Raw genomic sequence first — 24567 nt, 5'->3', positions numbered from 1 at the left:
AAAGCTACTGCGCCACCAGCCCCTTCGCTTCCCGCGCCAGCGCGGTGAGCCGGGAGATCGCCCGGAAGTACTTCTTGCGGTACCCGCCGTTCAGCATCTCCTCGCCGAAGAGCCGGTCGAACGGCACCCCGGAGGCCACCACCGGCACCTCCCGGTCGTACAGCCGGTCGGCCAGCACCACCAGCCGCAGCGCCGTGGCCTGGTCGGGCACCGGGGCCACCCCGGTCAGGCAGACCGCGGAGAGCTCGTCGGTCAGCGCCCCGTACCGGCTGGGGTGCACCCGCGCCAGATGGTCCAGCAGGGCGGGGAAGGCGTCCAGCGAGGCGCCCGGGGCGGCGTGCGCGGCGGCGGTGACCTGCTCGTCGCTGTACGGGGCGGGGGCCTCGGGCAGCCCGCGGTGCCGGTAGTCCTCGCCGTCGATGCGCAGCGGGCGGAAGTGCGCCGACAGGCCTTGGATCTCGCGCAGGAAGTCGGCGGCGGCGAACCGGCCCTCGCCGAGCTTGCCGGGCAGCGTGTTGGAGGTGGCGGCCAGCGCCACGCCCGCCTCCACCAGCCGGCTCAGCAGCGAGGAGACCAGCACGGTGTCGCCCGGGTCGTCCAGCTCGAACTCGTCGATGCACAGCAGCCGGTGCCCGCTGAGGGTGGCCACCGTCTGCTGGAAGCCGAGCGCGCCGACCAGGTTGGTCAGCTCCACGAAGGTGCCGAACGCCTTGCGGTCCGGTTCGGCGGGGGTGGCGTGCCAGAGCGAGGCGAGCAGATGCGTCTTGCCGACGCCGTACCCGCCGTCCAGGTACACCCCGCGCGGCCCCGCCGGCGCGGCCGGCTTCCGGCCGAACCAGCGCCGCTTGCCGCCGCCCGCCTCCTCCCCGAGCCCGGCCGCGAAGCCGCTGAGGACCCGTACGGCCTCGGTCTGGCTGGGCTGGTTCGGGTCGGGGATGTAGGTGTCGAAGCGGACCCCGTCGAAACGCGGCGGCGGCACCATCTCGGCCACCAGCCGGTCGGCGGGGACACGCGGCTCACGGGCGCACAGGGACAGCGGGGCCGCTTCGGTTATGGCACTGGACACCCTCACCACTCTACGGGCCGCCCGGGAAGCCCTCCGGCCGGACCTCCCCCTGGGGGCCGGAGCGGGGGCGAGGGGGGGTGGTGCCGGGGGTACGGGCGGGGGTGGCCCCTCCCGGCCGGGTGGCCGTGCCGGGGGTACGGCCGGGATGGCCGCCTCACGTGTACGGGCGGGGCGGGCCTGCCGGCTCCCAGCCCCCGGCGGCCCCCGTCGGCGTCGTCCCTCGTCGTGCCAGACTCCGTGGCATGCGACGCCTGAGCCCTGTGACCGACTCGACGACCCCCGCCGACCTGGCCCCGCGTGAGTGGAGCCTGGACGAGCTGGCCGACGCCTACGCCTATCCGGAGGACCTCTCCGCGGGGGCGTCCGGCGGGTCCTGGCTGCGCGCCAACATGGTGTCGACGCTGGACGGCGCCGCCCAGCACGAGGGCCGCTCGCAGCCCATCTCCTCGGCCGCCGACATGCGGATCTTCGGCACCCTGCGGGCCCTGGCGGACGTGGTGGTGGTCGGTGCGGAAACGGTACGCCAGGAGGGTTACCGCCCGGCCCGCGCCCGGGAGGCGTTCGCCGCACGCCGGGCCGCCGCCGGGCAGGCGCCCGCGCCCGCCATCGCGGTGGTCTCCGCCTCCCTGGACCTGGACTTCTCGGCCCCGCTGTTCACCGCCCCGCTGGTCCCCACCCTGGTGCTCACCGGGGCGGGCGCCTCGGCCGACCGGATGGCCGCCGCCCGGGAGGCCGGCGCCGAGGTGGTGGTCGCGGGGCCGGGCGCCGGCGCCGAGCCGGACCGGCTGGTGCGCGAGCTGGCCGACCGGGGGCTGCGCCGCCAGCTCACCGAGGGCGGCCCCCGGCTGCTGGGGCTGCTGGTGGCGGCCGGGGCGCTGGACGAGCTCTGCCTGACGGTGTCGCCGCTGATGACCGCGGGCGGCGCCCAGCGGATCGCGGGCGGCCCGGGGGGCGCGGTGCCGGAGCGGTTCGCCCTCGCCTCACTGCTGGAGGAGGACGGCTTCCTGTTCAGCCGCTACCGCCGCGACCGCGGAGACGGCGGCGCGCGGCGGGACTGAGGCGCGGGCCCGCGCTCCCGGCGCAGGTCTGGATCACCGGGGACGGGGGAAGGCGCCCCGGGGACGCCCGGGAACTGTCACAGGCTGATCGCCAAGTGGTCACCAGGCGATCGCCATAACCGGAATTGACCGTTCCGCTGGACCGCCGATGGGCACACTAACTCTCGCAGACCCCGTGCGAGCACGGGGAAGGATGGTTTCGGCACACGACAGAAGGGCTTGGAAGTGTTCACAAGCGTGCTGATGATCGAGAAGCCCCTGTCCGCCGTCGACGTGGAGTTCGTCACCGGCCTGCACGGGGACGAGCGGATGTCCTTCATCGTCCTGATGCAGCCGCGCGGCGACCAGGCGGTCGTGCTGCTGCGCGCCATCGACGACGTGGCGATGGGGGAGCTGAAGGAAGCCGTCAGGGAGGGCGAGGAGCCCGAGGGCAGAGCGGCCAGACTGCCCGCCGAGGCCGGTCTTGAGCACTCCCTCCTCGCGCTGCGCGCGGTCGGCTGCGAGGCCGTCGGCCAGGTGGTCGAGGACCACCCGCTGGACAAGCTCAAGGCGGTGGTGGACGAGTCCGGGGCGGACGAGGTGATCGTGCTGACCGCCCCGCACTACGTGGAGGAGTTCTTCCACCGGGACTGGGCCTCCCGGGCCCGGCACAAGGTGGGCGTCCCGGTCCTCAAGCTGTTCGCCCACTCGGACGCGGACGTACGGGACGCGGACGGCCCCGACGGCGGAACCGGCGGCACGCCCGCGGGCGGCGGCCCGGCCTAGCCGACGGGCGGCGGCCCCGGGGCGGGCGGGACGACGAGGGGGCGGGTACGGCATAGGCTGGCCCCCGCACGTACCACCACCGCACCCCGGGGAGAGACACGCATGGCACCCGCCATCCCTGCCGCCATGGAACGCCCGCACTTCATCGGCATCGGCGGCGCCGGAATGTCGGGCATCGCGAAGATCCTCGCCCAGCGGGGCGCCCGGGTCGCCGGCAGCGACGCGCGCGAGTCCCAGACCGCCGCGTCGCTGCGGGCGCTCGGCGCCACCGTGCACATCGGCCACGGCGCCGGGAACGTCGCCGAGGACACCACCGCCGTCGTGGTCTCCAGCGCCATCCGCGCCGACAACCCCGAGCTGGTCCGCGCCGCCGAGCTGGGCGTCCCCGTGGTGCACCGCTCCGACGCGCTCGCCGCGCTGATGGCCGGGCTGCGGGCGATCGCCGTGGCCGGCACCCACGGCAAGACGACCACCACCTCCATGCTGGCCGTCGCCCTCACCGAGCTGGGCCTCGACCCCTCGTACGCCATCGGCGGCGACCTCGCCGGACCCGGCACCAACGCCCGGCACGGCGAGGGGGAGGTCTTCGTCGCCGAGGCCGACGAGAGCGACCGCAGCTTCCAGAAGTACGACCCGGCGGTCGCCATCGTGCTCAACGTGGAGCTCGACCACCACGCCAACTACGCCTCCATGGACGAGATCTACGAGTCCTTCGAGGCCTTCGCCGCCAAGATCCGCCCCGGTGGCGCCCTGGTCGTCGGCGAGCACGAGGGCGCCCGGGAGCTGGCCCGCCGGGTGCAGGCCGCCCGCGGCGACCTCACCGTCGTCCGGGTCGGCGAGGGCGAGGGCGCGGACGCCCGGATCACCGCCATCGTGCCGCGCGGGATGACCAGCGAGGTCACCGTGGTCCTCGACGGCACCGAGCACACCTTCACCGTCTCCGTGCCCGGCCGGCACTACGCGCACAACGCCGCCGCCGCGCTCGCCGCGGGCGCCCGGGCGGGCATCGACCCGGCCGCCCTGGCCAAGGCCCTCACCGCCTACACCGGCGTCGGCCGCCGCCTCCAGCTCAAGGGCGAGGCCGCCGGGGTGCAGGTCATCGACTCCTACGCGCACCACCCCACCGAGATGACCGCCGACCTGGAGGCCATGCGCGGTGCGGTCGGCGACGCCCGGCTGCTGGTGGTCTTCCAGCCGCACCTGTTCTCCCGCACCCAGGAGCTGGGCACCGAGATGGGCCAGGCCCTCGCCCTCGCCGACGCCTCCGCGGTGCTGGACATCTACCCGGCCCGCGAGGACCCGCTGCCCGGTGTCACCAGCGCCCTGATCACCGACGCCGCCCGGGCCGCCGGCGCGGACGTCACCGACGCCCCCGACAAGGCCGCCGTGCCCGGGATCGTCGCGGGAATGGCCAAGCCCGGTGACTTCGTTCTCACCATGGGCGCCGGGGACGTCACCGACCTCGGCCCGCTGATCCTGGCCCGCCTCGCCGAAGGCGCCTGACGGGCCCGCGACGGCACCCACCGGCACGAGCGGAACGAGGAGCAGGGAGCACATGGGCTACGACGTGGAGAAGACGGACGAGCAGTGGCGCGCGGAGCTCTCCCCGGAGGAGTACCAGGTGCTGCGCCAGGCCGGCACCGAGCGCCCCTTCACCGGTGAGTACACCGACACCGAGACCCAGGGCGTCTACTCCTGCCGGGCCTGCGGCGCGGAGCTGTTCACCTCCGGGACCAAGTTCGCCTCGCACTGCGGCTGGCCGTCCTTCTACGACCCGAAGGACACCGACGCGGTCGAGCTGATCCAGGACAGCTCGCACGGCATGGTCCGCACCGAGGTCCGCTGCGCCCGCTGCGGCTCCCACCTCGGCCATGTCTTCGAGGGCGAGGGCTACCCCACCCCCACCGACCAGCGGTACTGCATCAACTCCGTCTCCCTGCGGCTGGAGCCGGCCGAGGGCTGAGCCGCCGGGCCGGGGGCCCGGGGTTCACACGTATGAGGGTGAAGGGCCGGGCCGGAGGGGCCGGCCCCGACGAGGGGCGCGACCGACTCACGGCCGCGCCCCCTGTTGCGTAATACGCGTCATACACTGTCCTCATGGCCAAGACCAGGATCAGCATCAGCGTGGAGAAGGACCAGGCCGACCGCATCAGGCGGCACGCCGAGAGGGCCGGCTTGGACGTGTCCGCCTACCTTGTGCTGGCCGCCGGTCGTCAGATGGCGGAGACCGAGGCCGTAGAGGCTCAGTTCGCCGGAGTGGACGCCCTTATCGCCGAGGCCCAGGCCGAGGCCGAGGCGATGCCGCCGGGGGCCTTGGAGCATGTTGGGGAACTGACCGAGCAGGAGCGGCTGGAGGTCGAAGCGGCCCTTGCGTTGGTGTACGGCGAGGACCAGTCGGGGTCCCGTCCGGGAGAGGCGGCATGACCGCGCGCGTGGCGGTATACGACACCGGGATGCTGATTGCGCTCGCCGACCGCAAGGCAAAGGCACTCCGCCTGCACGAGGGACTTCGGGACACACCACACCGGGCCCTGGTGCTCGGCCCCGTGCTGGCCCAGACATGGCGCCCTCATGCGGCTCTGGTGTACGCGCTGTCCGCGATCCTCCGCGACTGCACCGTTCCACAGGCGCGGAACTCGCCGCCGCCGATGCGCACGGCCCAGCGCTCGCTGGAGTGCCTGGCCTGCGCGACACCTCCGGATCTGGCGGACTGGCGCCGTGTCGGCGCCGCGCTCGGGAAAGCCGCGTTGCCCTCCAGGAAACGGCCGGACGCGGTGGACGCCTGGGTGGCGCTGGCCGCTGCGAAGCACGGGAAGGCGGTCGTCTTCACCAGCGACCCGGACGACATCACCGCCTACCTCGACGCGCTCGAAGCGGCGGACGTCCGGGTCGTGCCCGTCTGAACCGCCCGGAGCCGGAGTGGTGCCGGGCGGTTCACGCCTGGCGCAGCACTTCCGTGGCCAGGTCGAGGAAGTCCGCCACCAGCCCGGTCGCCTCGTCCTGCGGGGCGGCCAGGCGGTTGGGGACCGGCGGGAGGTCGGTGACCGGGAGGTAGACCAGGTCGGGGCGGGAGTAGGAGGCGGCGACGCTCTTCGGGACGAGCGAGACGCCCTGGCCGGAGGCGATCAGCTCGAACTTCACCTCCAGCGAGGACATGTGGTGCGTCCGGGCGTCCAGCATCCGCTCACCGTCCAGGTCGGCCAGGACCAGGGACTCCCGCCCGGCCAGCGGATGGGTCGCCGGGAGGCAGGCGAGCTTGGTCTCCTCGCCGATCGGTACGGTGCGCAGCCCCGCCTCGTCGAAGGGGCACCGCAGATAGCCGACCTGGGCGCGGCCGTCCCGTAGCGGGGTGTCCCGCTCCCACCAGCGCATCGGCAGGACGTCGATCGCCACCTCCGGGTGGCGCGCGGTGAACGCGCGGATCGCCTCCGACACATGCAGCCCGGGGGAGAAGGCCACCACCAGCCGCTGCTCGCCTCGCGCGGCCTCCCGTACCCGTCCCAGCGCCGTGTCCACCACCGTGGCGATCCGCCGCGCCTCCTCGTGCAGTTGCCGCCCCGCCGGGGTCAACTCGACGCTGCGGGTGCTCCGGACGAACAGCGCACAGCCCAACTCCTGCTCGAACGCCCGGATCTGGCGGCTGAGCACCGGCTGCGCGATGAACAGCGCCTGCGCCGCCCGGCCGAAGTGGCGGTGCTCGGCCACCGCGCTGAAGTACCGGAGCTTGCGCAGGTCCAGATCCATGCCCGCACGGTATCAACGCGGTCGAAAGGGTATTGGACGCCCGGTCGGCCGACCCGGAGACTCGAACCATGATCGCCGCCCGCCGCTTCCGGTGGGCCGCACCGCCGGCCGGGTCCGGGCGCGGTCGACGTCCGCGACGCCCATCTCCTCGCGTTGACGTCCCGTGAGTCCGCCCCGGCCCGAGAGAGGAGCCCCCATGACCGCCGCCCCCCGCAGGACCGCCCTGATCGTCGGGGCCTCCCGGACCCTGGGGCTCGCGCTCGCCGCCGAGTACCTGCGCCGGGACTTCGACGTCATCGGCACCGTCCGCGGCAGCGCCCGCACCGGGCTGCACGACCTCGCCGACACCTCCGGGGGACGGCTGACCGTCGAGTCGCTGGAGATGACCGACCCCGAGCAGATCACCGCCCTCCGGGACCGGCTGGCCGGACGCACCCTGGACCTGCTCTTCGTCAGCGCCGCCGTCACCCGGGGCGACCTGCCCATCGGCGAGGTCCCCACCGAGATGTTCACCGAGGTCATGGTCACCAACGCGCTCAGCCCGATGCGGGTGGTGGAGTGGCTGCACCCGCTGGTCGCGCCGAACGGCACGATCGGCGTGATGTCCTCCAGCCAGGGCAGCCTCACCCTCAACACTCGCGGTGGCCAGGACCTGTACCGGGCGAGCAAGTCCGCGCTGAACCAGCTGATGCGCAGCCACGCCGCCCGCCACGCCGATGACCCCCGCACCCTGCTGCTGGTCGACCCCGGCTGGGTGCGCACCGAGCTGGGCGGCCCCTACGCCGAGCTCAGCGTGGAGGAGAGCATCCCCGGGGTGGCCGAGACCATCGAGGACCACCGGGGCAAGCCCGGCCTCCACTTCGTGGACCACCAGGGGCAGGTCGTGCCCTGGTAGGGGCGGTCGGCTCAGTCCCCGGCCGGCTGGAGCAGGTCCCAGCGGTTGCCGTACAGGTCCTGGAAGACCGCCACCGTGCCGTACGGCTCATGGCGCGGCTCCTCCAGGAAGCGCACCCCCGCAGCGGTCATCCGGGCGTGGTCGGCGGCGAAGTCCCCGGTGTGCAGGAAGAAGCCGACCCGGCCGCCGGTCTGGGCGCCCACGCTCGCCGCCTCCTCGGCGTTCTTGGCCCGCGCCAGCAGCAGCCCCGTACCCGCCGCCTCCGCGCCCCCGGGCCGGACCACCACCCAGCGGGTGCCGCCGCCCCGGTCGGTGTCCTCGACCAGCTCGAAGCCGAGGGCACGGGTGTAGAAGTCGATGGCCTCGTCGTAGTCGCGGACGACGAGGGTGACCAGGGCGATGAAGGACATGGGGGAAGGTTAGACGTATGACCTGGGGCCCCGCCGCTCGGGCTCGACTGCCACACTGCCGCCCATGGACGCCTTCGAGCTGATCGACGAGAACCGGATGGCGGCGCTCACCGCACGGGCCCGCGGGCTCGCCGCACCCGGGCGGCGCGGGCTGCTGGGCCTCACCGGGCCGCCCGGTGTCGGCAAGTCGACCCTGGCGGCACAGTTGGTGGAGCGGCTGGGCGGGCTCGCCGTGCTGGTCCCGATGGACGGCTTCCATCTGGCCCAGGCCGAGCTGGAGCGGCTGGGCAGGGCCGGGCGGAAGGGGGCGCCGGACACCTTCGACGCCGCCGGGTATGCCGCGCTGCTCGCCCGGCTGCGTACCCCTGAATCCGGTGCCACCGTCTACGCTCCGGCCTTCGACCGCGCCCTGGAGGAGCCGGTCGCCGGATCGATCGCGGTGCCTCCCGGCGTACCGCTGGTGATCACCGAGGGCAACTACCTGCTGGAGGACCGGGGGCCCTGGGCCGGGGTGCGACCGCTGCTGGACGAGGTCTGGTACCTGGAGGCGGCGGACGAGCGGACCCGGGTGGAGCGGCTGGTGGCCCGGCACATCCGTTACGGCAAGGAGCCGGGGTACGCCGAGCGCTGGGTCCGCGAGTCCGACGAGGCCAACGCCCGCCTAGTCGCCACCGGCCGCGACCGCGCCGACCTCGTCGTACCGGTCCGTTGACCGGTCGGGCGCCGGGCAGGTCAGCCGAGCAGGTCCGCCGACGGACGGGCCTCCTGATACCGGCCCTGCACCAGCCCGCCGGCGGACCGACCCCGTACCCGTCCGTCGACGCCTCACTCGTCCGTGAGCACCACGCAGGACTGCGCCGGCAGGGTCAGCAGGCCGTCGGCGTCCGGGGGCTCCACCGGCTCCCAGGCGGCCAGCACCCGGCCGCCCTCGCCCAGCGGGATGCGTACCGGCTCCTTCGCCAGGTTGACCGCGACCCGGATGTCGCCCCGGCGCAGGGCCAGCCAGCGGGCGTCCTCGTCGTAGGCGGTCCGCACCGACGCCAGGTCCGGGTCGGTCAGGTCGGGCTGGTCGGCGCGCAGGGCGATCAGCTCCCGGTACCAGGCCAGCAGCCGGGCGTGCGGGTCGCGCTCCCGCTCGGCCCAGTCCAGGCAGGAGCGGTCCCGGGTGGCCGGGTCCTGGGGGTCGGGCACGTCCTCGGCCGCCCAGCCGTGCTCGGCGAACTCCCGCCGCCGCCCGGTGCGCACCGCCTCGGCCAGCTCCGGGTCGGTGTGGTCGGTGAAGAACTGCCAGGGGGTGGACGCCCCCCACTCCTCGCCCATGAAGAGCATGGGGGTGAAGGGGGAGGTCAGCACCAGCGCGGCGGCGCAGGCCAGCAGCCCGGGGGAGCAGGTGGCCGAGAGCCGGTCGCCGGTGGCCCGGTTGCCGACCTGGTCATGGGTCTGGGCGTAGCCGAGGAAGCGGTGCGCCGAGGTGCGGACCCGGTCCACCGGGCGGCCGTGGACCCGGCCCCGGAAGGTGGAGTACGTCCCGTCGTGGAAGAAGACATGGCCGAGCGTCTTGGCCAGCCCGGCCAGCGGGGCCCGGGCGAAGTCCCCGTAGTAGCCCTGCGACTCACCGGTGAGCGCGGTGTGCAGGGCGTGGTGGAAGTCGTCGTTCCACTGGGCGTGCAGCCCCAGTCCGCCCTCGGCGCGCGGCGCGGTGGTGCGCGGGTCGCACAGGTCGGACTCGGCGATCAGGAACGGCTCCCGGCCCTGCTCGGCGCCGAGCGCGTCCACCGCCGCGGCCAGCTCCTCCAAAAAGGTCAGCGCCCGGTCGTCGGCCAGCGCGTGCACCGCGTCCAGCCGCAGCCCGTCGATCCGGTACTCCCGCAGCCACGCCAGCGCGCTGCCCAGCAGATAGGCCCGCACCTCGTCCGAGCCGGGCGCGTCCAGGTTGACCGCCGAGCCCCAGGGGGTGTGGTGGGTCTCGGTGAAGTACGGGCCAAAGACGGGGAGGTAGTTGCCGGAGGGGCCGAGGTGGTTGTGGACCACGTCCAGGACCACCCCGAGGCCGAGGCCATGGGCCGTGTCGACAAAGCGCTTCAGCGCCTCGGGACCGCCGTACGGCTCATGGACCGCCCAGAGCGACACCCCCTCGTACCCCCAGCCGTGCCGGCCGGGGAACGGGCAGAGCGGCATCAGCTCCACATGGGTGACGCCCAGCGCAGCCAGGTGGTCCAGCCGGCCCGCCGCCGCGTCCAGGGTGCCCTCGGCGGTGTACGTGCCCACATGCAGCTCGTAGACGACCGCGCCGCGCAGCCCGCCCGCCGGGCCGCCGGCCGGATGGCGCCAGTCGTACGCGGAGTGCTCGACCACCGCGCTCAGCCCGTCCGGCCCGTCCGGCTGCCGCGCCGAGCGCGGGTCCGGCAGCACCGGGCCGCCGTCCAGCGCGTACCCGTAGCGGTCTCCGTGGCCCGCCTCCGCCTCGGCCGTCCACCAGCCGTCCCGCTCCGGGTCCCGCTCCATGGGGCGCGGCGCGCCCTCCAGGTGCAGCTCGACCCGTTCCTCCGCCTGCGGCGCCCACACCTGGAACAGCATGGCGATCCCCTCGTCGTCGGTGGTCGTGTCCTGTGGTCCTGTCATCCTGGCAAGATCGGGTACGGGAAGCACGGCACTTGGCCGAACGGGATGCGGACGCGGCACCTTTGGGCCCGCGCGGGCCGTCCCGCGCACGTCACAGCTCCGTACGCGGCTGGACACCCGAGCGCCGCCGCGCCGACAATCGGGTGGTGACCTCCCCTTCCGAGTCCCACACCTTCCCCGCCCGGCTGTCCGACGCCGAGCGGGACCGTGCGCTGGGGGTGCTCCGGGAGGGCGCCGCGCAGGGCAGGCTGTCCCATGACACCTTCCTGCGCCGGATGGAGCTCGCGCTCGCCGCCCGCCACCCCGAGGAGCTGGCCGCCCTCACCGCCGACCTGCGCTCCGAAGGCCGGTTCAGCAGGCTGCTGTTCGGCGGTGTGGAGCGGGTGTCGTCGTTCACCGTCCGGCTGCGCCGGGCCTGGCGGGCGCAGAGGCTGCCCGCGCTGCGGCTGCCGCCGGGTCCGTACCCGCTGCGGATAGGCCGGGACCCGTCCAACGGGCTGCGGCTCAGCCATGGTTCGGTCTCCCGGCACCACGCCGAACTGACCCTCCAGGACGGACTGTGGGTGCTGCGCGACCTCGGCTCCACCAACGGCACCACCGTCAACGGCCAGCGGGTCACCGGCCCGACCGTGGTCCGGGCCGGTGACATGGTCTCCTTCGGCGAGATGCCGTTCACCCTGGCCGCCGGCCGCTGACCCGCCGCCGGCCCCTCACGCGTCCGGGTGGCGGCGCAGCAGGGCCACCGGGCGGGTGGCGAACAGCTCCGCCAGGTCCACCGGGGCGGCCGCGCCCCCGGTGAACTCCCTTCCCCCGTCCACCGCGTCGTACCAGCGGCCCTCCGGCAGCACCAGCGTGGTGCCCGCCCAGCCGCCGCCCTCGGCCAGCCGCAGCGACAGCCGGGTCACCGCCGTGACCGTCTCGGCCCGCCCGCCGGTGCCACGGGCGTACGCCAGGCAGTGGCCGGCCGCGGGGCCGCTCGCCGCCAGCGGGGTGTACGTGCCGGGGCGGCCGAACACCTCCGGCAGCTCCCGCCGCAGCCGCAGCGCCGCCCGGGTCAGCGCCGTCTTCTCGTCGTCCGGCCCGGGCGCGTACGGCCGCCGGTTGTCCGGGTCCACCAGCGCCAGGTACTCCCGCTCGGTGCCCTGGTACAGGTCCGGAACGCCTGGCATAGTCAGCTGGAGCAGCGTCGCGCCCAGGGTGTTGGCCCGGACGTATGGGTCGAGTTCGCGGGCCAGCAGGGAGACCGTGTAGAGCGGCGGCCCGCCGGGGCCGACCTCCACGAAGTCCAGCACCGCCTGCTCGTAGGCCGGGTCGGCCTCGGTCCAGGTGGTGCGCAGCGCGGCCTCCCGTACCGCCTTCAGCACCGCCGGGGCCAGCCGGTCGGTGTACGGGGAGCCGAGCCCGAGCGCGGTCTGCCAGGCCGACCAGGCCGTCTGCGGGTCGGGGGAGGGGGCCTGGCCCACGTCGTCCAGCAGCTTCGCCCACCGCTGCGGGCACTCCGAGAGCACCGCGATCCGGGCCCGGACGTCGGCGCTCCGCTTGGTGTCATGGGTGGACAGCACGGTACCGGTGGCCGGCCAGTCGCGGTCCAGCCGGGCGCAGTAGGCGTGGAACGCCTCGGGGGAGACGGCCGGTTCGCCCGGCTCGCCGCCCACCTCGTTGGCCGAGATCAGCGGGGTGTAGCGGTAGAACGCCTTGTCCTCCACCGACTTGGCGCGCAGGGCGGAGGAGGTCTGGGCGAAGCGAGTGAGGAAGGCCGCCTGGGCGGGCCCCTCGCCGAGCCGGCCGAGCGCCAGCTCCCGTACGGTCTCCACCGCCGCGGCCTCCTCGGGCACCGTGAAGGCGGTCTTGGCCTCCTCGGCGGCCCGCTCGGTGAGGACGTCCTCGGCGCCGGGGCCGTAGGGGCGGTAGACCGGGACCCGGACCAGCAGTTCGCGGATCGCCCGCTCCAGCGCCCAGGGGGCGTGGTCGCGCCTGGCCGGGTCGCCCGCGCAGACCAGGGCCGCGGTGCGGGTCAGGAACGCCACCTCGGCCGCCAGCTCCCGCTCCACCACCTCGTACGCGGCCCGGCGGGCGGTGGCCTCCCAGTCGCCGCCCTCGTCGGCGGCCGGGGCGGCGAAGCGGCGGTAGTACCCGGTCAGCTCCTCGGCGCCGGCCGGGTCGGTGAAGACCCCGTCGATCCGGCGCAGCGCGTCGTACCCGGTGGTCCCCGCCACCGGCCAGGAGGACGGCAGCGGCTCCTGGCCGGTGAGGATCTTCTCCACCACGATCCAGCAGTCCTCGCCCGCCGCCCGCTTCAGCTCGCGCAGATACGCCTCCGGCTCGGCGAGCCCGTCCGGGTGGTCGATCCGCAGGCCCTGCACCACCCCGTCCCGTACCAGCTCCAGGATCTTGGCGTGGGTGGCGGCGAACACCTCGGGGTCCTCCACCCGCACCCCGATCAGGTCGGAGATGGTGAAGAAGCGCCGGTAGTTCAGCTCGGTGCGGGCCAGCCGCCACCAGGCGAGCCGGTAGTGCTGGGCGTCCAGCAGCTCGGGCAGCGGCAGCTCCTCGGTGCCGGGGCGGAGCGGGAAGTGCTGCCCGCCCGCGTGCAGCACCCCGTCCGCCACCCGCATCCCGGCCAGCTCCTCGCCCACCGGGGCGCCCAGCACCGGCAGCAGCAGCCGCCCGCCGCCCGCCGCCCAGTCGATGTCGAACCAGCGGGCGTACGGGGAGTCCGGCCCGTCCCGCAGCACCGAGCGCAGCGCGTGGTTGTGGACCGGGGAGGCGGCCATGTGGTTGGGGACCAGGTCCAGCACCAGGCCGAGGCCGTGCGCCCGGGCGGTGGCGGCCAGCGCCCGCAGTCCCTCCTCGCCGCCCAGCTCCTCCCGTATCCGGCTGTGGTCGGTGACGTCGTAGCCGTGGGTGGAGCCGGGCACCGCCTCCAGCACCGGCGACAGATGCAGATGCGAGACCCCGAGCGAGGCGAGCGCGGGCACCGCGTCCGCGGCGGCGGAGAACGGGTACTCCGGCTGTATCTGGAGCCGGTAGGTGGCTATGGGCGTCATGCGGTGGCGGGTACCCCGATCGGGGGGTCCCGCCCCTCGTACGGTCGTATTCACGCCGCATCACCCGGTCGGCGTAGGTGCTCTGGCCGGATCGGCTCCCTGGGTGCACAGGCCGCGGCCCGGCGGTGTGGTGGCCGCCGGGCCGCGGGATGGTCCCTCCGGTGCTCTCACGCCGGGCGGCGCAGCACCGCCAGACTGCGGCCGATCAGCGTCAGCCGGTCGCCGGCGGCGAGCTTGACGCCCTGCCCCGGCTCCACCCCGTCCTCCTCCGAGGTGTCCACCACCACCTGCCACTGGCGCCCGTGGTTGACGGGCACCACGAACTCGATGTCCTCCGCGGCGGCGTTCACCATCAGCAGGAAGGAGTCGTCGGCGATCCGCTCACCGCGCGGGCCCGGCTCCGAGATGGCGCTGCCGTTGAGGAAGACCGACATCGCCTTGGCGTGCGCGGCCTGCCAGTCCTGGGAGGTCATCTCCTCACCCTCGGGGGTGAACCAGTTGATGTCCGACAGCTCGTCGTGGGTGCCCTCCACCGGCCGCCCGTGGAAGAACCGGCGGCGGCGGAAGACCGCGTGGTCCCGGCGCAGCCACACCATCGAACGGGTGAACTCCATCAGCGATCGCGCTTCGTCGTCCGACCAGGCCCGGTCCTCGGCCGCCCCGTCCGCCGACTCCGCCGCCCCTGACGCGTCGCTCTCCTCGGACTCCTCCGAGCCGTCCGGGTCAGGCCAGCGGACCCAGGCGATCTCGTTGTCCTGGCAGTAGGCGTTGTTGTTGCCGCGCTGGGTGCGCCCGAACTCGTCGCCGTGGCTGATCATCGGCACGCCCTGGGACAGCATCAGGGTGGCGATGAAGTTGCGCATCTGGCGCGCCCGCAGCCGCCTGATCTCCTCGTCCTCGCTGCCGCCCTCGGCCCCGCAGTTCCACGACCGGTTGTGGCTCTCGCCGTCCCGGTTGCCCTCGCCGTTCTCGTCGTTGTGCTTCTCGTTGTACGAGACCAGGTCGCGCAGGGTGAAGCCGTCGTGGCAGGTGACGAAGTTGACCGAGGCGAGCGGGCGGCGGCCGTCGTCCTGGTAGAGGTCGGAGGACCCGGTGAGCCGGGAGGCGAACTCCGCCAGGGTGCGCGGCTCGCCCCGCCACAGGTCGCGGACCGTGTCGCGGTACTTGCCGTTCCACTCGGTCCACAGCGGCGGGAAGTTGCCCACCTGGTAGCCGCCCTCGCCCACGTCCCAGGGCTCGGCGATCAGCTTCACCTGGCTGACCACCGGGTCCTGCTGGACCAGGTCGAAGAACGAGGACAGCCGGTCCACCTCGTGGAACTGGCGGGCCAGGGTGGCCGCCAGGTCGAAGCGGAAGCCGTCCACATGCATCTCGGTGACCCAGTACCGCAGCGAGTCCATGATCAGCTGGAGCACGTGCGGGGACCGCATCAGCAGCGAGTTGCCGGTGCCGGTGGTGTCCATGTAGTACCGGGGGTTGTCGGTGAGCCGGTAGTACGAGGGGTTGTCCAGCCCCCGGAAGGAGAGCGTCGGGCCCAGGTGGTTGCCCTCGGCGGTGTGGTTGTAGACCACGTCGAGGATGACCTCGATGCCGGCCTGGTGCAGGGCGCGCACCGCCGACTTGAACTCCAGCACCTGCTGGCCCCGGTCGCCCCAGGAGGCGTACGCGTTGTGCGGGGCGAAGAAGCCGATGGTGTTGTAGCCCCAGTAGTTGGCCAGCCCGGCGTCGGCGAGCCGGTGGTCGTTGACGAACTGGTGCACCGGCATCAGCTCCAGCGCGGTCACCCCCAGCTCCGTCAGGTGCTCGATCACAGCGGGGTGGGCGAGCCCCGCGTAGGTGCCGCGCAGCTCGTCCGGCAGCGCCGGGTGGAGCATGGTCAGGCCCTTCACATGCGCTTCGTAGATCACCGTCCGGTGGTAGTCGTGGCGCGGCCGGCGGTCGTCGCCCCAGTCGAAGTAGGGGTTGACCACCACCGAGGCCATGGTGTGCGGCGCCGAGTCCAGGTCGTTGCGGGAGTCCGGCTTGCCGAAGTGGTAGCCGTACACCGCCTCGCCCCAGTCGATGGCACCGGCGATGGCCCGCGCGTAGGGGTCGAGCAGCAGCTTCGCGGAGTTGCAGCGCTGTCCGCGCTCCGGCGCGTACGGTCCGTGGACCCGGAACCCGTAGCGCTGGCCCGGCATCACACCGGGGAGGTACGCATGGCGGACGAAGGCGTCCGTCTCGCGCAGTTCCACCGCGGTCTCGGAGCCGTCGTCATGGAGCAGACACAGCTCGATTCGGTCGGCGGCCTCGGAGAAGACCGCGAAGTTGGTTCCGGCGCCGTCGTAGGTGGCACCGAGCGGATACGCCTGTCCCGGCCAGACCTGCATAGATCGACTCTTCCACTTCTGATCCGGCTGATGGGTGTCACTGGAGCTTCATGGAGCTTCTTGGAGCCTGTGGGGCTTGGTTGAGCCTGTGGAGCCTTGGAGTCTTCGAACCTTGAGCCAGAATGTTCCCCGAAACCGGCCGAACCACCGAGGACATCCGCCGGTGCTACCGGGTGACCGGGAGAAGCCCTGGTCGGGTGGCCGAAAGACATCCCGCCGTTCGGGTGGCGCCGGGCGCCCGGGGTGCGGTGCCGTCCCGCCGCCGGGTCAACCTCGCGCACCGGATGTCGCCCCCACGCGTCATCGGCGTACGGCGGCCCCCGCCCCTGGGCCCGGGGAGCCGGCGGAGGGCCGCGACCACCCCGGTCCCACCGTGCCCACCATACGGAATGCCCCCGTTCGGGCCGGATCGCCGCCGGGGAAGTGGCCCGGAAGGCACGGCGGTTGGCCAGGAGTGCCGGGCAACGGGCTGCGGCTCCTCCCCCGACCGGAGTACCCTTCCTTGATCGTTGTCGGACGGGTGCGCGGGAGCAGAAGGCGGTGTGCGGGTGAGCTCGGGAGGGCTGGAGCTGCCCCCGGGGGAGTCGGGCCGGAGTGAACCGGCCCCGCAGGGGGACCCCACGGAGACCGTCGGCGTCCCGGAGGACGTCCCGCCCGGCGCGGTGCCGCTGGCCCGGCCGATGGAGATCGGTGCCGAGCTGGACTGGGGCACCGAGGACTGGAGCGAGGTGCGCACCCGGGCCCAGCGCGCCGGACGTGCCTACATCTGGCTGAATCTGATCGAACAGCGGTTGCGGGCGGTGGTGGCCGCGGTGCTCCGCCCGATCTACGCGCCGGTGCACGGCGACGACTGGGTGGTGGCCGCGGCCGGGCCCGCCGGCCAGGAGTGGGTGCAGCGCGCCGTCGCCGTCCGCGAGGTCTCCCGCCGCAAGGGGTACCTGCTGGACCCGGCCGACGACAACGTCCTCAGCTTCCTCACCCTGCCCCAGCTGCGCGAGCTGATGGTGCAGCACTGGCCCTGCTTCGAGCCGTACATCGACGACCGCCGCGAGGTGGAGCTCGCCCTCGACGAGCTGGAGGTCACCCGCAACGTGGTCTCCCGCAACCGGGCGCTCTCCCGGCCGGTGCTCGACCAGGCCGAACGGGCCTCCGCCCGGCTGCTGGAGATCCTCGGCGGCGGCGCCGGGGCGCCCTCCGCGCACCGGCTGCCGGTGGACGCCGTGGAGGACCTCGTCGGCGACCGCTACGCGGACGTGGTCTCCGTCCACGCCGACCGGGTGCGCCTCCAGCGGCTGATGCCCGCCGAGGACCTGTTCGGCGGGGCGCGGCGGCTGGACGCCATCGGGATAGGCCTCAATCTGCTGGTGCAGAACTTCTCCGGGCGGCGGCTGGTGCACCTGGCCGAGTCCGGCTGCCGCACCCGGCTGCTCTTCCTCAACCCGGCGAGCAGCGCCGTCAAGCGCCGCGAGCGCGAACTGGGCCTGAAGAAGGGGGAGCTGAGCCGTTCGGTGGAGATGAACATCCTCCATATGCGGCGGGTCCGCGCCCGGCTGCGCGACCCGGGCGCCTTCCAGATCCAGGTCTTCGACGAGACCCCGCGCTTCACCGCCTACCTGGTGGACGGGGACGGCCCGGACGGCGTCGGCGTCGTCCAGTCCTATCTGCGCCGCGCCCGCGGCATGGAGGCCCCGGTCCTGGTCCTGCGCGGCGGCCGGCGGACCGTGGTGCGCGGCAACAGCGAACCCGAGCCCGGCCTCTTCGACACCTACCGCGAGGAGTTCGAGTCGGTGTGGACCGACTCCCGCCCGGTCTCCTGACACCGTGGCCGGGCGCCCCTCGGCCCGAATCGGACGGGCCCGCCAGGGTAGACGCCCCTGACGTCCCCTGACGCCCCGTCGGGAGCGCTCTCCGGGGCGTTGTCAGTGGGGCGTGGCAGGGTGAAGAGCACCTGGGGAGCGCACCGCACGGTGCGCCGCCGCGGGTGAGGGCGCGCCATGGGCGCGTCACGGGGAAGCGCGCCGACCGGCGTGCGCCGCACCACCACACGAGGGGGGACCATGAGCTGGCACGGTGAGACGCTGGTCGGCTTCGACCTGGAGACGACCGGTACGGAGCCGAGTGAGGCGCGGATCGTCACCGCCGCCCTCGTCGAGGTGCGGGCCGGGGAGGTGGTCGGCCGCCGGGAATGGCTGGCCGACCCGGGAGTGCTGATCCCCGCCCAGGCCTCGGCGATCCACGGCATCAGCACCGAGCGGGCCGCCGCGGAGGGCCGACCCGCCCGGGAGGTGGTGGACGAGCTCGCCGCCCTGCTGGCCGGGTACTGGCTGCGCGGGGTGCCCGTGGTGGCGTACAACGCGGCGTTCGACCTCTCGCTGCTCGCCGCCGAACTGCACCGGCACGGGCTGCCCGGGATGGCCGAGCGGCTGGGCGGCGCACCGATCGGCCCGGTGGTCGACCCGTACACCATCGATCGGGCGGTGGACCGCTACCGCCGCGGCAAGCGGAACCTGGAGGCGGTCTGCGCCGAGTACGGGGTGGCGCTGGACGCCGCCCACCAGGCGGCCGCGGACGCGCTGGCGGCCGTCCTGGTGGCCCGCGCCATAGCCGGGCGGCACCCGGCGGTGGCCGCGCTCACCCCGGTCGAGCTGCACGAGCGGCAGGTGCGCTGGTACGCCGAGTGGGCGGCGGACTTCCAGCGGTTCCTGCGCCGCAAGGGCAGCCCGGACGCCGTCATCGACCCGGTGTGGCCGCTGCGCGAACCGGCACCCGTGGCGGGGTGAGGGGCCGTCAGGCCCCGGCGCCCCTCAGGGCCGCCCCCGGGCCCGCCTGTCAGACCCCGGCGCCCGAGCCGTGCTCCCGGAAGAAGGCGAGCAGCAGTTCGTTCACCCGCTCCGGGGCCTCCAGCGGGAGCCAGTGGCCGACGCCCTCCACCCGCTCGTAGCGGAAGTCACCGTCCACGAACGCCTCCGTCCCGGTCATCGACCGCTCGGTGAGGAAGGGGTCGCCATCACTCCACACCCCCAGCACCGGGCCGCGCAGCCTCGGCCCGTCCGGCACCGGGCCGAACATCACCTCCGGGGGCAGCCCCGCCCGGTAGATGCCCAGCGCCGCGGTGAGCGCCTCATGCTCGCGCAGCCGGGCCGCCGCCTCGTCCGCGTCCGGGTGCCCGGCCAGCATCTCCCGCAGCACGGCGAAGTCGTCCCGGGAGACGAAGTCCTCCGCGATCCCGGCCAGTTGGAACAGCTGGATGTACCAGGAGCGGCGGCGCTGCTCCCAGCCGGCCGACAGCAGCGCACCGCCGTGCCCCACCGACAGCAGGCTCAGGCTGGCCACCCGGTCCGGCTCGACGGCGACCAGCGCCTGGGCGACGGCCGACCCCCAGTCATGGCCGACCAGATGGACGGAGCCGACGTCCAGCCGGTCCAGCAGCTGGACCAGGTCGCCGGCCGAGTGGAGCGGGTGGTAGGCCGTGGGGTCCTCGGGCCGGCCCGAGTCGCCGAAGCCGCGCAGATCGGGGGCGATCACCCGGTGGCCGGCCGCGTCCAGCGCCTTGACCTGGTGCCGCCAGAGGTCGTGGGTGTCGGGAAAGCCGTGCAACAGCAGCACCGGTTCGTGACCGGTGCCGTTGTCCTGGACCTCCAGCGAAACGTCGGACAGCTCCACGCGCATACGGTTCTCCAGTGGTCGAGAGGGCCATGCCGGCCGGGGAACGTCAACGACTCAACCTACGTCCCTGGGGCGGGGGTTCAGAAGGGGTACCAGCGGACCTCCGGGTCGCCGTCCCGAAGCGAGGCCACCCGCCGGCGGAACTCGGCCAGCGCCTTGGGGTTGCCCGGGGCGTGCTGGGAGACCCAGGCGCAGCTGGCGGTCTCCCGGGCGCCCCGCAGCACCGCGCAGCCGTCCCATGCGCGGACGTCCCAGCCGTACGCCTCGGTGAAGGCGTCATAGGCGGCCGGGTCGAGTCCGTAGCGGTCCCGGGACAGGGCGAGGACGACGAGGTCGTGCTCGCGCAGGTCCAAGGAGAAGGTCTCCAGGTCCACCAGGACCGGCCCGTCCGGCCCGATGTGCACATTGCGGGTCAGCGCGTCACCGTGGATCGGGCCGGGCGGCAGCTGGGGGACGAGAGCGGCGGCGGCCGCCGCGAACCCGTCGCGCCGGGCGCGCAGATACTCCGCGTCGGCCGGGTCGACCGCGTCGCCCGCCAGCCGCAGCCAGCGCTCGACGCCGCCGAGCAGTTCCCGCGGCGGCAGGGCGAACGGCGGCTCGGGCAGGGCGTGCACCCGCCGCAGCAGCGGGGCGAGGTCGCGGGGCTCGGCCGGGCGTACGGCCTCGGGCAGCCGGTGCCAGACGGTGACCGGGTGCCCCTCCACCAGCCGCGGCTCCTGCTCGGCCGCCCGTACCGCGGGCACCCCCGCCTCGGCGAGCCAGGCGGCGATCGCCACCTCCCGTCCGGCCCGCTCCAGCAGCGCGGCCTCCCGGCCGACCTTGACCACCAGCCCGCCGTCCGCGCCGGTGCGGAAGACGGCGTTCTCGCCGAGCGCCAGCAGCTCCGCGCCACCGCCCCGGCCCGCCAGCCCCGCCGCGGCCAGCACCTCCCGTGCCCGTGCCTCGTCCATCCCCGACCGCCTCCCTTTCACCGACCGCCAGTCTTCCACTCGCCCGCCGGCCCCGTCCGAGCGACCCGCACATCAGTTGCACGATACGTATCGTCTCGCGTAGGGTCGTCGCCATGACCACCACCCCGCGCGCCCATATCGCCATGTTCTCCATCGCCGCCCACGGCCATGTGAACCCGCACCTCGATGTGATCCGGGAACTGGTCGACCGCGGCCACCGGGTCAGCTTCGCCGTCCCGGCCTCCTTCGCCGAGCAGGTCGCCGCCACCGGCGCCCGGCCCGTCCCGTACACCTCCACGCTGCCGACCGACGACGACCCCGACGCCTGGGGCACCGAACTCGTCGAGAACCTGGAACCGTTCCTCGCCGACGCCATCCAGGCGCTGCCGCAGCTCGCCGACGCCTTCGAGGGCGACCGGCCGGACCTCGTCCTGCACGACACCGCCTGCGCCGCCGCACCCGTCCTCGCCCACCGCTGGGGCGTGCCCGCCCTCTCCCTCTGGCCGCACATGGCCCCCTGGGAGGGCTACGAGGAGGAGGTCGGCGACCCGATGTACGCCGAGCTCAGGCAGAGCGAACGCGGCAAGGCGTACTACGAGCGCTACCAGGGCTGGCTCGCGGAGCACGGCATCGACGCCGACCCGGCCCGGTTCATCGGCCGCCCCCGCAAGGCGGTCGTCCTCATCCCCCGGGCGCTCCAGCCGAACGCCGACCGGGTGGACCAGTCCGTCTACCGGTTCGTCGGCGCCTGCCAGGGCGAGCGGGCCGACCAGGGCGGCTGGCAGCGGCCGGACGGCGCCGAGAAGGTGCTGCTGGTCTCGCTCGGCTCCGCCTTCACCAAGCAGCCCGCCTTCTACCGCGCCTGCGTCGAGGCCTTCGGCGGTCTGCCCGGCTGGCATGTGGTGCTCCAGATCGGCAAGCACGTCGACCCCGCCGAACTGGGCGCCGTGCCCGGCAACATCGAGGTGCGCACCTGGGTGCCCCAGCTCGCCGTGCTGCGCCAGGCCGACGCCTTCATCACCCACGCGGGCATGGGCGGCAGCCAGGAGGGCCTGACCACCGGCACCCCCATGGTCGCCGTCCCGCAGGCCGCCGACCAGTTCGGGAACGCCGACATGCTGGTCTCCCTCGGTGTGGCCCGCCGCCTCGACACCGAGCAGGCCACGGCCGAGGCGCTGCGCACCGCGGTGCTGGAGCTGGTCGCCGACCCCGAGACCGCCCGCCGCGCCGAGGCCATCCGCCGGGAGATGTCCGAGGAGGGCGGCACCCCGCGCGCGGCCGACCTGGTGGAGGCCGAACTGCCCCGGCACTGAGCGCACTTCGGCTCACCGGCAGGCGTACTTGATGGAGACGCGTCAATCAAGCAGGGTGTGGGACGGCGCCCCGCCCGGGGCCGCCCGGCGGCCGCCGCGCCGTCCCCCATGGGGCACGGCGGCCGCCCACTACGGTGGCGTCCATGACCACCAGATACGCCCTGCTGCTGCGCGGTATCAACGTCGGCGGCCACAAGAAGCTCCCCATGGCCGACCTGCGCGCCCTGCTGACCACGCTCGGCCACACCGAGGTGTCCACCTACCTCCAGAGCGGCAACGCCGTCTTCACCTCCGCCTCCGCCGAAGGGGAGGACGCCCTCGCCACCCGGATCGAGGAGGCCGTCCAGGAGCGGTTCGGCTTCCGCGCCGACTGCCTGGTGCGCTCCGCTCCGTACCTCCGCGCCATCGCCGACGACTGCCCCTTCCCGGCCGCCGGACTGGAGCCCCGCCAGCTCCATGTCACCTACTTCTCCGACCCGGTCGCCCCGGCGCGCTTCGCCGCCCTGGACACCGCCGCCTTCGCCCCCGAGGACTTCCGCCTCGGCGACCGCGCCCTCTACCTCTACGCCCCCGACGGCCTCGGCCGCTCCAAGCTCGCCGAAGCCCTCGCCCGCCCCGCCCTCCTCAGGGGCCTCACCGCCACCACCCGCAACTGGAACACGGTCGTCAAGCTGGCGGAGTTGACCGGGGGAGGGTGAGCCGGCCGGGCGGCGGGGGCTTGCCCGGGGTGGACGGGGAAGATGATCATGGCGGGTGTGAACCGCTTTCGCGCACCCGATGGGACCCTGCTCGCCTGGCACGGCACCGGCACCGGTGAACCGCTGATCTGCCTGCCCGGAGGGCCGATGCGGGCGTCGGCGTATCTGGGGGATCTGGGCGGGCTGGACCGGTATCGGCGGCTGGTGCGGTTGGACTTGAGGGGGACGGGGGAGTCGGCGGTGCCGAAGGACCCCGGCTCGTACCGCTGCGACCGGCAGGTGGACGACGTGGAGGCGCTGCGGGTCGCCCTGGGGCTGGAGCGGGTGGACCTGCTGGCGCACTCGGCGGGCGGGGACCTCGCGCTGGCCTACGCCGCCCGGTACCCGGAGCGGGTGCGGGCGCTGGTGCTGGTCACCTCCCGGGCCCGGGTGCTGGGCGTGGAGTTCACCGTCCGGGACAGGGGCGAGGCGGCGGATCTGCGGAAGGGGGAGCCCTGGTACGCGGAGGGGCGGGAGGCGTACGACCGGATCTGGGCGGGGCAGGCGGGCGAGGAGGACTTCGACGCCGCCATGCCCTTCTTCTACGGCCGCTGGGACGCGGCCGCGCGGGCGCACGCGGCCGGGGATGCCGGAGAGACGAACGAGGAGGCCGGGGCCGGGTATGCCGCGCCGGGGGCTTTCGAGCCGGAGGCGGGGCGTGTGGCCCTCGGGGCGCTGGACGCGCCCGTTCTGGTGCTGGCCGGGGAGCTGGACAGCGGGCCCCGGCCGGAGGTCGCCCGGGAGATCGCCGCGCTGCTGCCGCACGGCACGGCGGTGGTGCAGCCGGGCGGCGGGCACTATCTGTGGCTGGACGACCAGGGGTGGTTCAGCCGGACGGTGGATGGGTTTCTGGAGCGGGCGGCTGACGGGGCCGCCGGGTAGGGGGCGCGGTCCGCTCACCGGTGGACTCGGTCCGCTCACCGGTGGACTCGCGGAGCCGGAGGACGTAGGTCGCGGTCAGGGCTACGGCGCGGTCCTCGTCCTGGGAGAGTTCGGCCAGGGCGTCGGACGCGGTGCCTCCGGGGATGTCCGCGAGGGCTTGGGCCAGTCGGCGGCGGGCGGTGGGGGCGGGGGTGCCCTGGGCGAGGCGGTCGACCAGGGCGGTGGCGATGGCGTCGGTCGCGGCGGGGTCGGCGGCGAGGGCGCTCAAGGCGTCGGCCGCGTCGGTGTCGTTGCGGCCCTCCACGATGAGGTCGACGAGGGCCGGGACCGCGTCGGCCACCCCGCGGGCTCCGAGCGCCAGGGCCGCGTGGGCGCGGACGACCGGGTCGGGGTGGGGGAGGGCGGTGCGCAGCAGGGCGGTCGAGGTGCCGTCCGGGAGTTCGGCGAGGGACTGGACGGCGCGCTGCCGGACCTCGGGCGAGGGGGATGCGAGGCCGTGGGCCAGGAGTGCGGGGGCGGGGCCGCCGGAGTGGGCCAGGGCCCAGCGCAGGGCTCCGGCGACGACCGGGTCCGACTCGGTCAGGATGGCCTCTGCCAGTGCCTCCGGTGGGATGGGGGTGTCCTTCGCCGCCGACAGGGCGGCGCGTTGCCGGGCTCTGGCGCTGGGGGAGCCGAGCGCCTGGAGGAGGGCGACGGTGTGGAGGACGTCCTCCCAGTCGGACGGTTCCGCGGCACTGATGCGGGTCAGCCGGGTGAGGAGGTCTGTCTGCGCGGCGATACGGTCCCGGGTCTGGCGGATGAGGTCGGTGACGAGCTGGGTGGGGGCGAAGGCCGGGTCGTCCAGCGCGCGCCCAGCCTCGCGCAGGGACAGACCCAGGGAGCGGAGGCTCTCGATGTGGAAGATCCGCCGGATGTCCTCGTCGGTGTACTCCCGGTAGCCGGAGCCGGTGCGGCCCGAGGGGCACACCAGGCCCAGCGACTCGTAGTGCCGGAGCATGCGGGCGCTGACTCCGGACCGCTGGGCGACCTCGCCGATCAGCACC

Annotated in this window: 21 protein-coding genes and 2 pseudogenes; 14 read left to right on the top strand and 9 right to left on the bottom strand. The window is 74.2% G+C overall.

The features are described 5' to 3' along the window. Positions 1-4: 4 nt before the first annotated feature. On the bottom strand, positions 5-1072 hold the full coding sequence (gene zapE, locus M1O15_RS27425; RefSeq protein WP_248636884.1) for a cell division protein ZapE: 1068 nt from the start codon (positions 1070-1072) through the stop codon (positions 5-7). 236 nt (positions 1073-1308) lie between these two features. Between zapE and M1O15_RS27420 the strand changes: the two genes are divergently transcribed. The 6 genes and pseudogenes from M1O15_RS27420 (at position 1309) to M1O15_RS27395 (ending at position 5792) form a co-directional block, all read left to right on the top strand. Then, complete coding sequence (locus M1O15_RS27420) at positions 1309-2124, top strand: pyrimidine reductase family protein (RefSeq protein WP_248636883.1); 816 nt, start codon at positions 1309-1311, stop codon at positions 2122-2124. A 225-nt stretch (positions 2125-2349) separates the two neighbouring features. Continuing rightward, a pseudogene (locus tag M1O15_RS27415) lies at positions 2350-2817 on the top strand (indole-3-glycerol phosphate synthase); the annotation flags it as partial. Positions 2818-2991: 174 nt separating this feature from the next. After that, a complete protein-coding gene (murC, locus tag M1O15_RS27410; protein WP_248636881.1) occupies positions 2992-4392 on the top strand; it encodes a UDP-N-acetylmuramate--L-alanine ligase in 1401 nt (466 codons plus the stop codon). Positions 4393-4444: 52 nt separating this feature from the next. Continuing rightward, on the top strand, positions 4445-4852 hold the full coding sequence (gene msrB / locus M1O15_RS27405) for a peptide-methionine (R)-S-oxide reductase MsrB (RefSeq protein WP_248636880.1): 408 nt from the start codon (positions 4445-4447) through the stop codon (positions 4850-4852). 134 nt (positions 4853-4986) lie between these two features. Next, entirely contained in the window at positions 4987-5313 is a 327-nt protein-coding gene (locus M1O15_RS27400; RefSeq protein ID WP_248636879.1) for a hypothetical protein, read from the top strand. Further along, positions 5310-5792, top strand: a complete 483-nt coding sequence (locus M1O15_RS27395; RefSeq protein ID WP_248636878.1) for a PIN domain-containing protein — start codon at positions 5310-5312, stop codon at positions 5790-5792. Before M1O15_RS27400 ends, M1O15_RS27395 begins: the two co-directional genes overlap by 4 nt. Positions 5793-5823: 31 nt before the next feature. On the opposite strand, the gene M1O15_RS27390 is transcribed toward M1O15_RS27395, so the two are convergent. Continuing rightward, positions 5824-6633 (bottom strand): LysR family transcriptional regulator, encoded by an 810-nt coding sequence (locus tag M1O15_RS27390; RefSeq protein ID WP_248636877.1) that lies wholly within the window; start codon positions 6631-6633, stop codon positions 5824-5826. Between the two features lie 196 nt (positions 6634-6829). On the opposite strand from M1O15_RS27390, the gene M1O15_RS27385 reads away from it, so the two are divergent. After that, positions 6830-7528, top strand: coding sequence for an SDR family NAD(P)-dependent oxidoreductase (locus tag M1O15_RS27385; protein ID WP_248636876.1), 699 nt, complete (start codon positions 6830-6832; stop codon positions 7526-7528). Between the two features lie 11 nt (positions 7529-7539). Here M1O15_RS27385 and M1O15_RS27380 read toward each other — a convergent pair whose 3' ends face one another. Beyond that, complete coding sequence (locus tag M1O15_RS27380; RefSeq protein WP_248636875.1) at positions 7540-7938, bottom strand: VOC family protein; 399 nt, start codon at positions 7936-7938, stop codon at positions 7540-7542. Positions 7939-8002: 64 nt separating this feature from the next. Here M1O15_RS27380 and M1O15_RS27375 point away from each other — a divergent pair, with 64 nt between their 5' ends. After that, complete coding sequence (locus M1O15_RS27375; protein WP_248636874.1) at positions 8003-8650, top strand: nucleoside/nucleotide kinase family protein; 648 nt, start codon at positions 8003-8005, stop codon at positions 8648-8650. 113 nt (positions 8651-8763) lie between these two features. Here the strand turns inward: M1O15_RS27375 and treZ are convergent, their stop codons facing one another. Beyond that, the gene (gene treZ, locus M1O15_RS27370) at positions 8764-10515 is read right to left on the bottom strand and encodes a malto-oligosyltrehalose trehalohydrolase (RefSeq protein ID WP_248636909.1); all 1752 of its coding nucleotides are present in this window, start codon (positions 10513-10515) and stop codon (positions 8764-8766) included. 191 nt (positions 10516-10706) lie between these two features. Between treZ and M1O15_RS27365 the strand changes: the two genes are divergently transcribed. Next, a complete protein-coding gene (locus tag M1O15_RS27365; protein WP_248636873.1) occupies positions 10707-11255 on the top strand; it encodes a DUF1707 and FHA domain-containing protein in 549 nt (182 codons plus the stop codon). A 15-nt stretch (positions 11256-11270) separates the two neighbouring features. Here M1O15_RS27365 and treY read toward each other — a convergent pair whose 3' ends face one another. After that, on the bottom strand, positions 11271-13607 hold the full coding sequence (gene treY, locus M1O15_RS27360; RefSeq protein ID WP_248636872.1) for a malto-oligosyltrehalose synthase: 2337 nt from the start codon (positions 13605-13607) through the stop codon (positions 11271-11273). A 167-nt stretch (positions 13608-13774) separates the two neighbouring features. Next, complete coding sequence (gene glgX / locus M1O15_RS27355; protein ID WP_248636871.1) at positions 13775-15976, bottom strand: glycogen debranching protein GlgX; 2202 nt, start codon at positions 15974-15976, stop codon at positions 13775-13777. Positions 15977-16524: 548 nt separating this feature from the next. On the opposite strand from glgX, the gene M1O15_RS27350 reads away from it, so the two are divergent. Both M1O15_RS27350 and M1O15_RS27345 read left to right on the top strand, forming a co-directional pair. Beyond that, positions 16525-17793, top strand: coding sequence for a DUF5919 domain-containing protein (locus tag M1O15_RS27350; protein ID WP_248636870.1), 1269 nt, complete (start codon positions 16525-16527; stop codon positions 17791-17793). A 240-nt stretch (positions 17794-18033) separates the two neighbouring features. Further along, on the top strand, positions 18034-18756 hold the full coding sequence (locus tag M1O15_RS27345; protein ID WP_248636869.1) for a 3'-5' exonuclease: 723 nt from the start codon (positions 18034-18036) through the stop codon (positions 18754-18756). A gap of 49 nt (positions 18757-18805) precedes the next feature. Here the strand turns inward: M1O15_RS27345 and M1O15_RS27340 are convergent, their stop codons facing one another. Further along, complete coding sequence (locus M1O15_RS27340; RefSeq protein ID WP_248636868.1) at positions 18806-19645, bottom strand: alpha/beta fold hydrolase; 840 nt, start codon at positions 19643-19645, stop codon at positions 18806-18808. Between the two features lie 77 nt (positions 19646-19722). Continuing rightward, a complete protein-coding gene (locus M1O15_RS27335; protein ID WP_248636867.1) occupies positions 19723-20592 on the bottom strand; it encodes an aminoglycoside phosphotransferase family protein in 870 nt (289 codons plus the stop codon). Positions 20593-20668: 76 nt separating this feature from the next. Between M1O15_RS27335 and mgt the strand changes: the two are divergent. From mgt to M1O15_RS27320, 3 genes and pseudogenes are all read left to right on the top strand, one after another. Beyond that, positions 20669-21905: pseudogene (gene mgt / locus M1O15_RS27330) on the top strand (macrolide-inactivating glycosyltransferase). A 143-nt stretch (positions 21906-22048) separates the two neighbouring features. Next, entirely contained in the window at positions 22049-22603 is a 555-nt protein-coding gene (locus M1O15_RS27325; protein ID WP_248636865.1) for a DUF1697 domain-containing protein, read from the top strand. Positions 22604-22651: 48 nt separating this feature from the next. Continuing rightward, positions 22652-23524, top strand: a complete 873-nt coding sequence (locus tag M1O15_RS27320) for an alpha/beta fold hydrolase (protein WP_372499596.1) — start codon at positions 22652-22654, stop codon at positions 23522-23524. Here M1O15_RS27320 and M1O15_RS27315 read toward each other — a convergent pair. After that, positions 23469-24566 (bottom strand): HEAT repeat domain-containing protein, encoded by a 1098-nt coding sequence (locus M1O15_RS27315; RefSeq protein WP_248636863.1) that lies wholly within the window; start codon positions 24564-24566, stop codon positions 23469-23471. The genes M1O15_RS27320 and M1O15_RS27315 overlap by 56 nt on opposite strands. Position 24567: the final 1 nt, after the last annotated feature.

The organism is Streptomyces lichenis, assembly GCF_023218175.1.
Lineage (GTDB): Bacteria > Actinomycetota > Actinomycetes > Streptomycetales > Streptomycetaceae > Streptomyces > Streptomyces lichenis.
The sequence above is the reverse complement of the archived record's forward strand: the minus strand, read 5'-3'. Positions and strand labels throughout refer to the sequence as shown.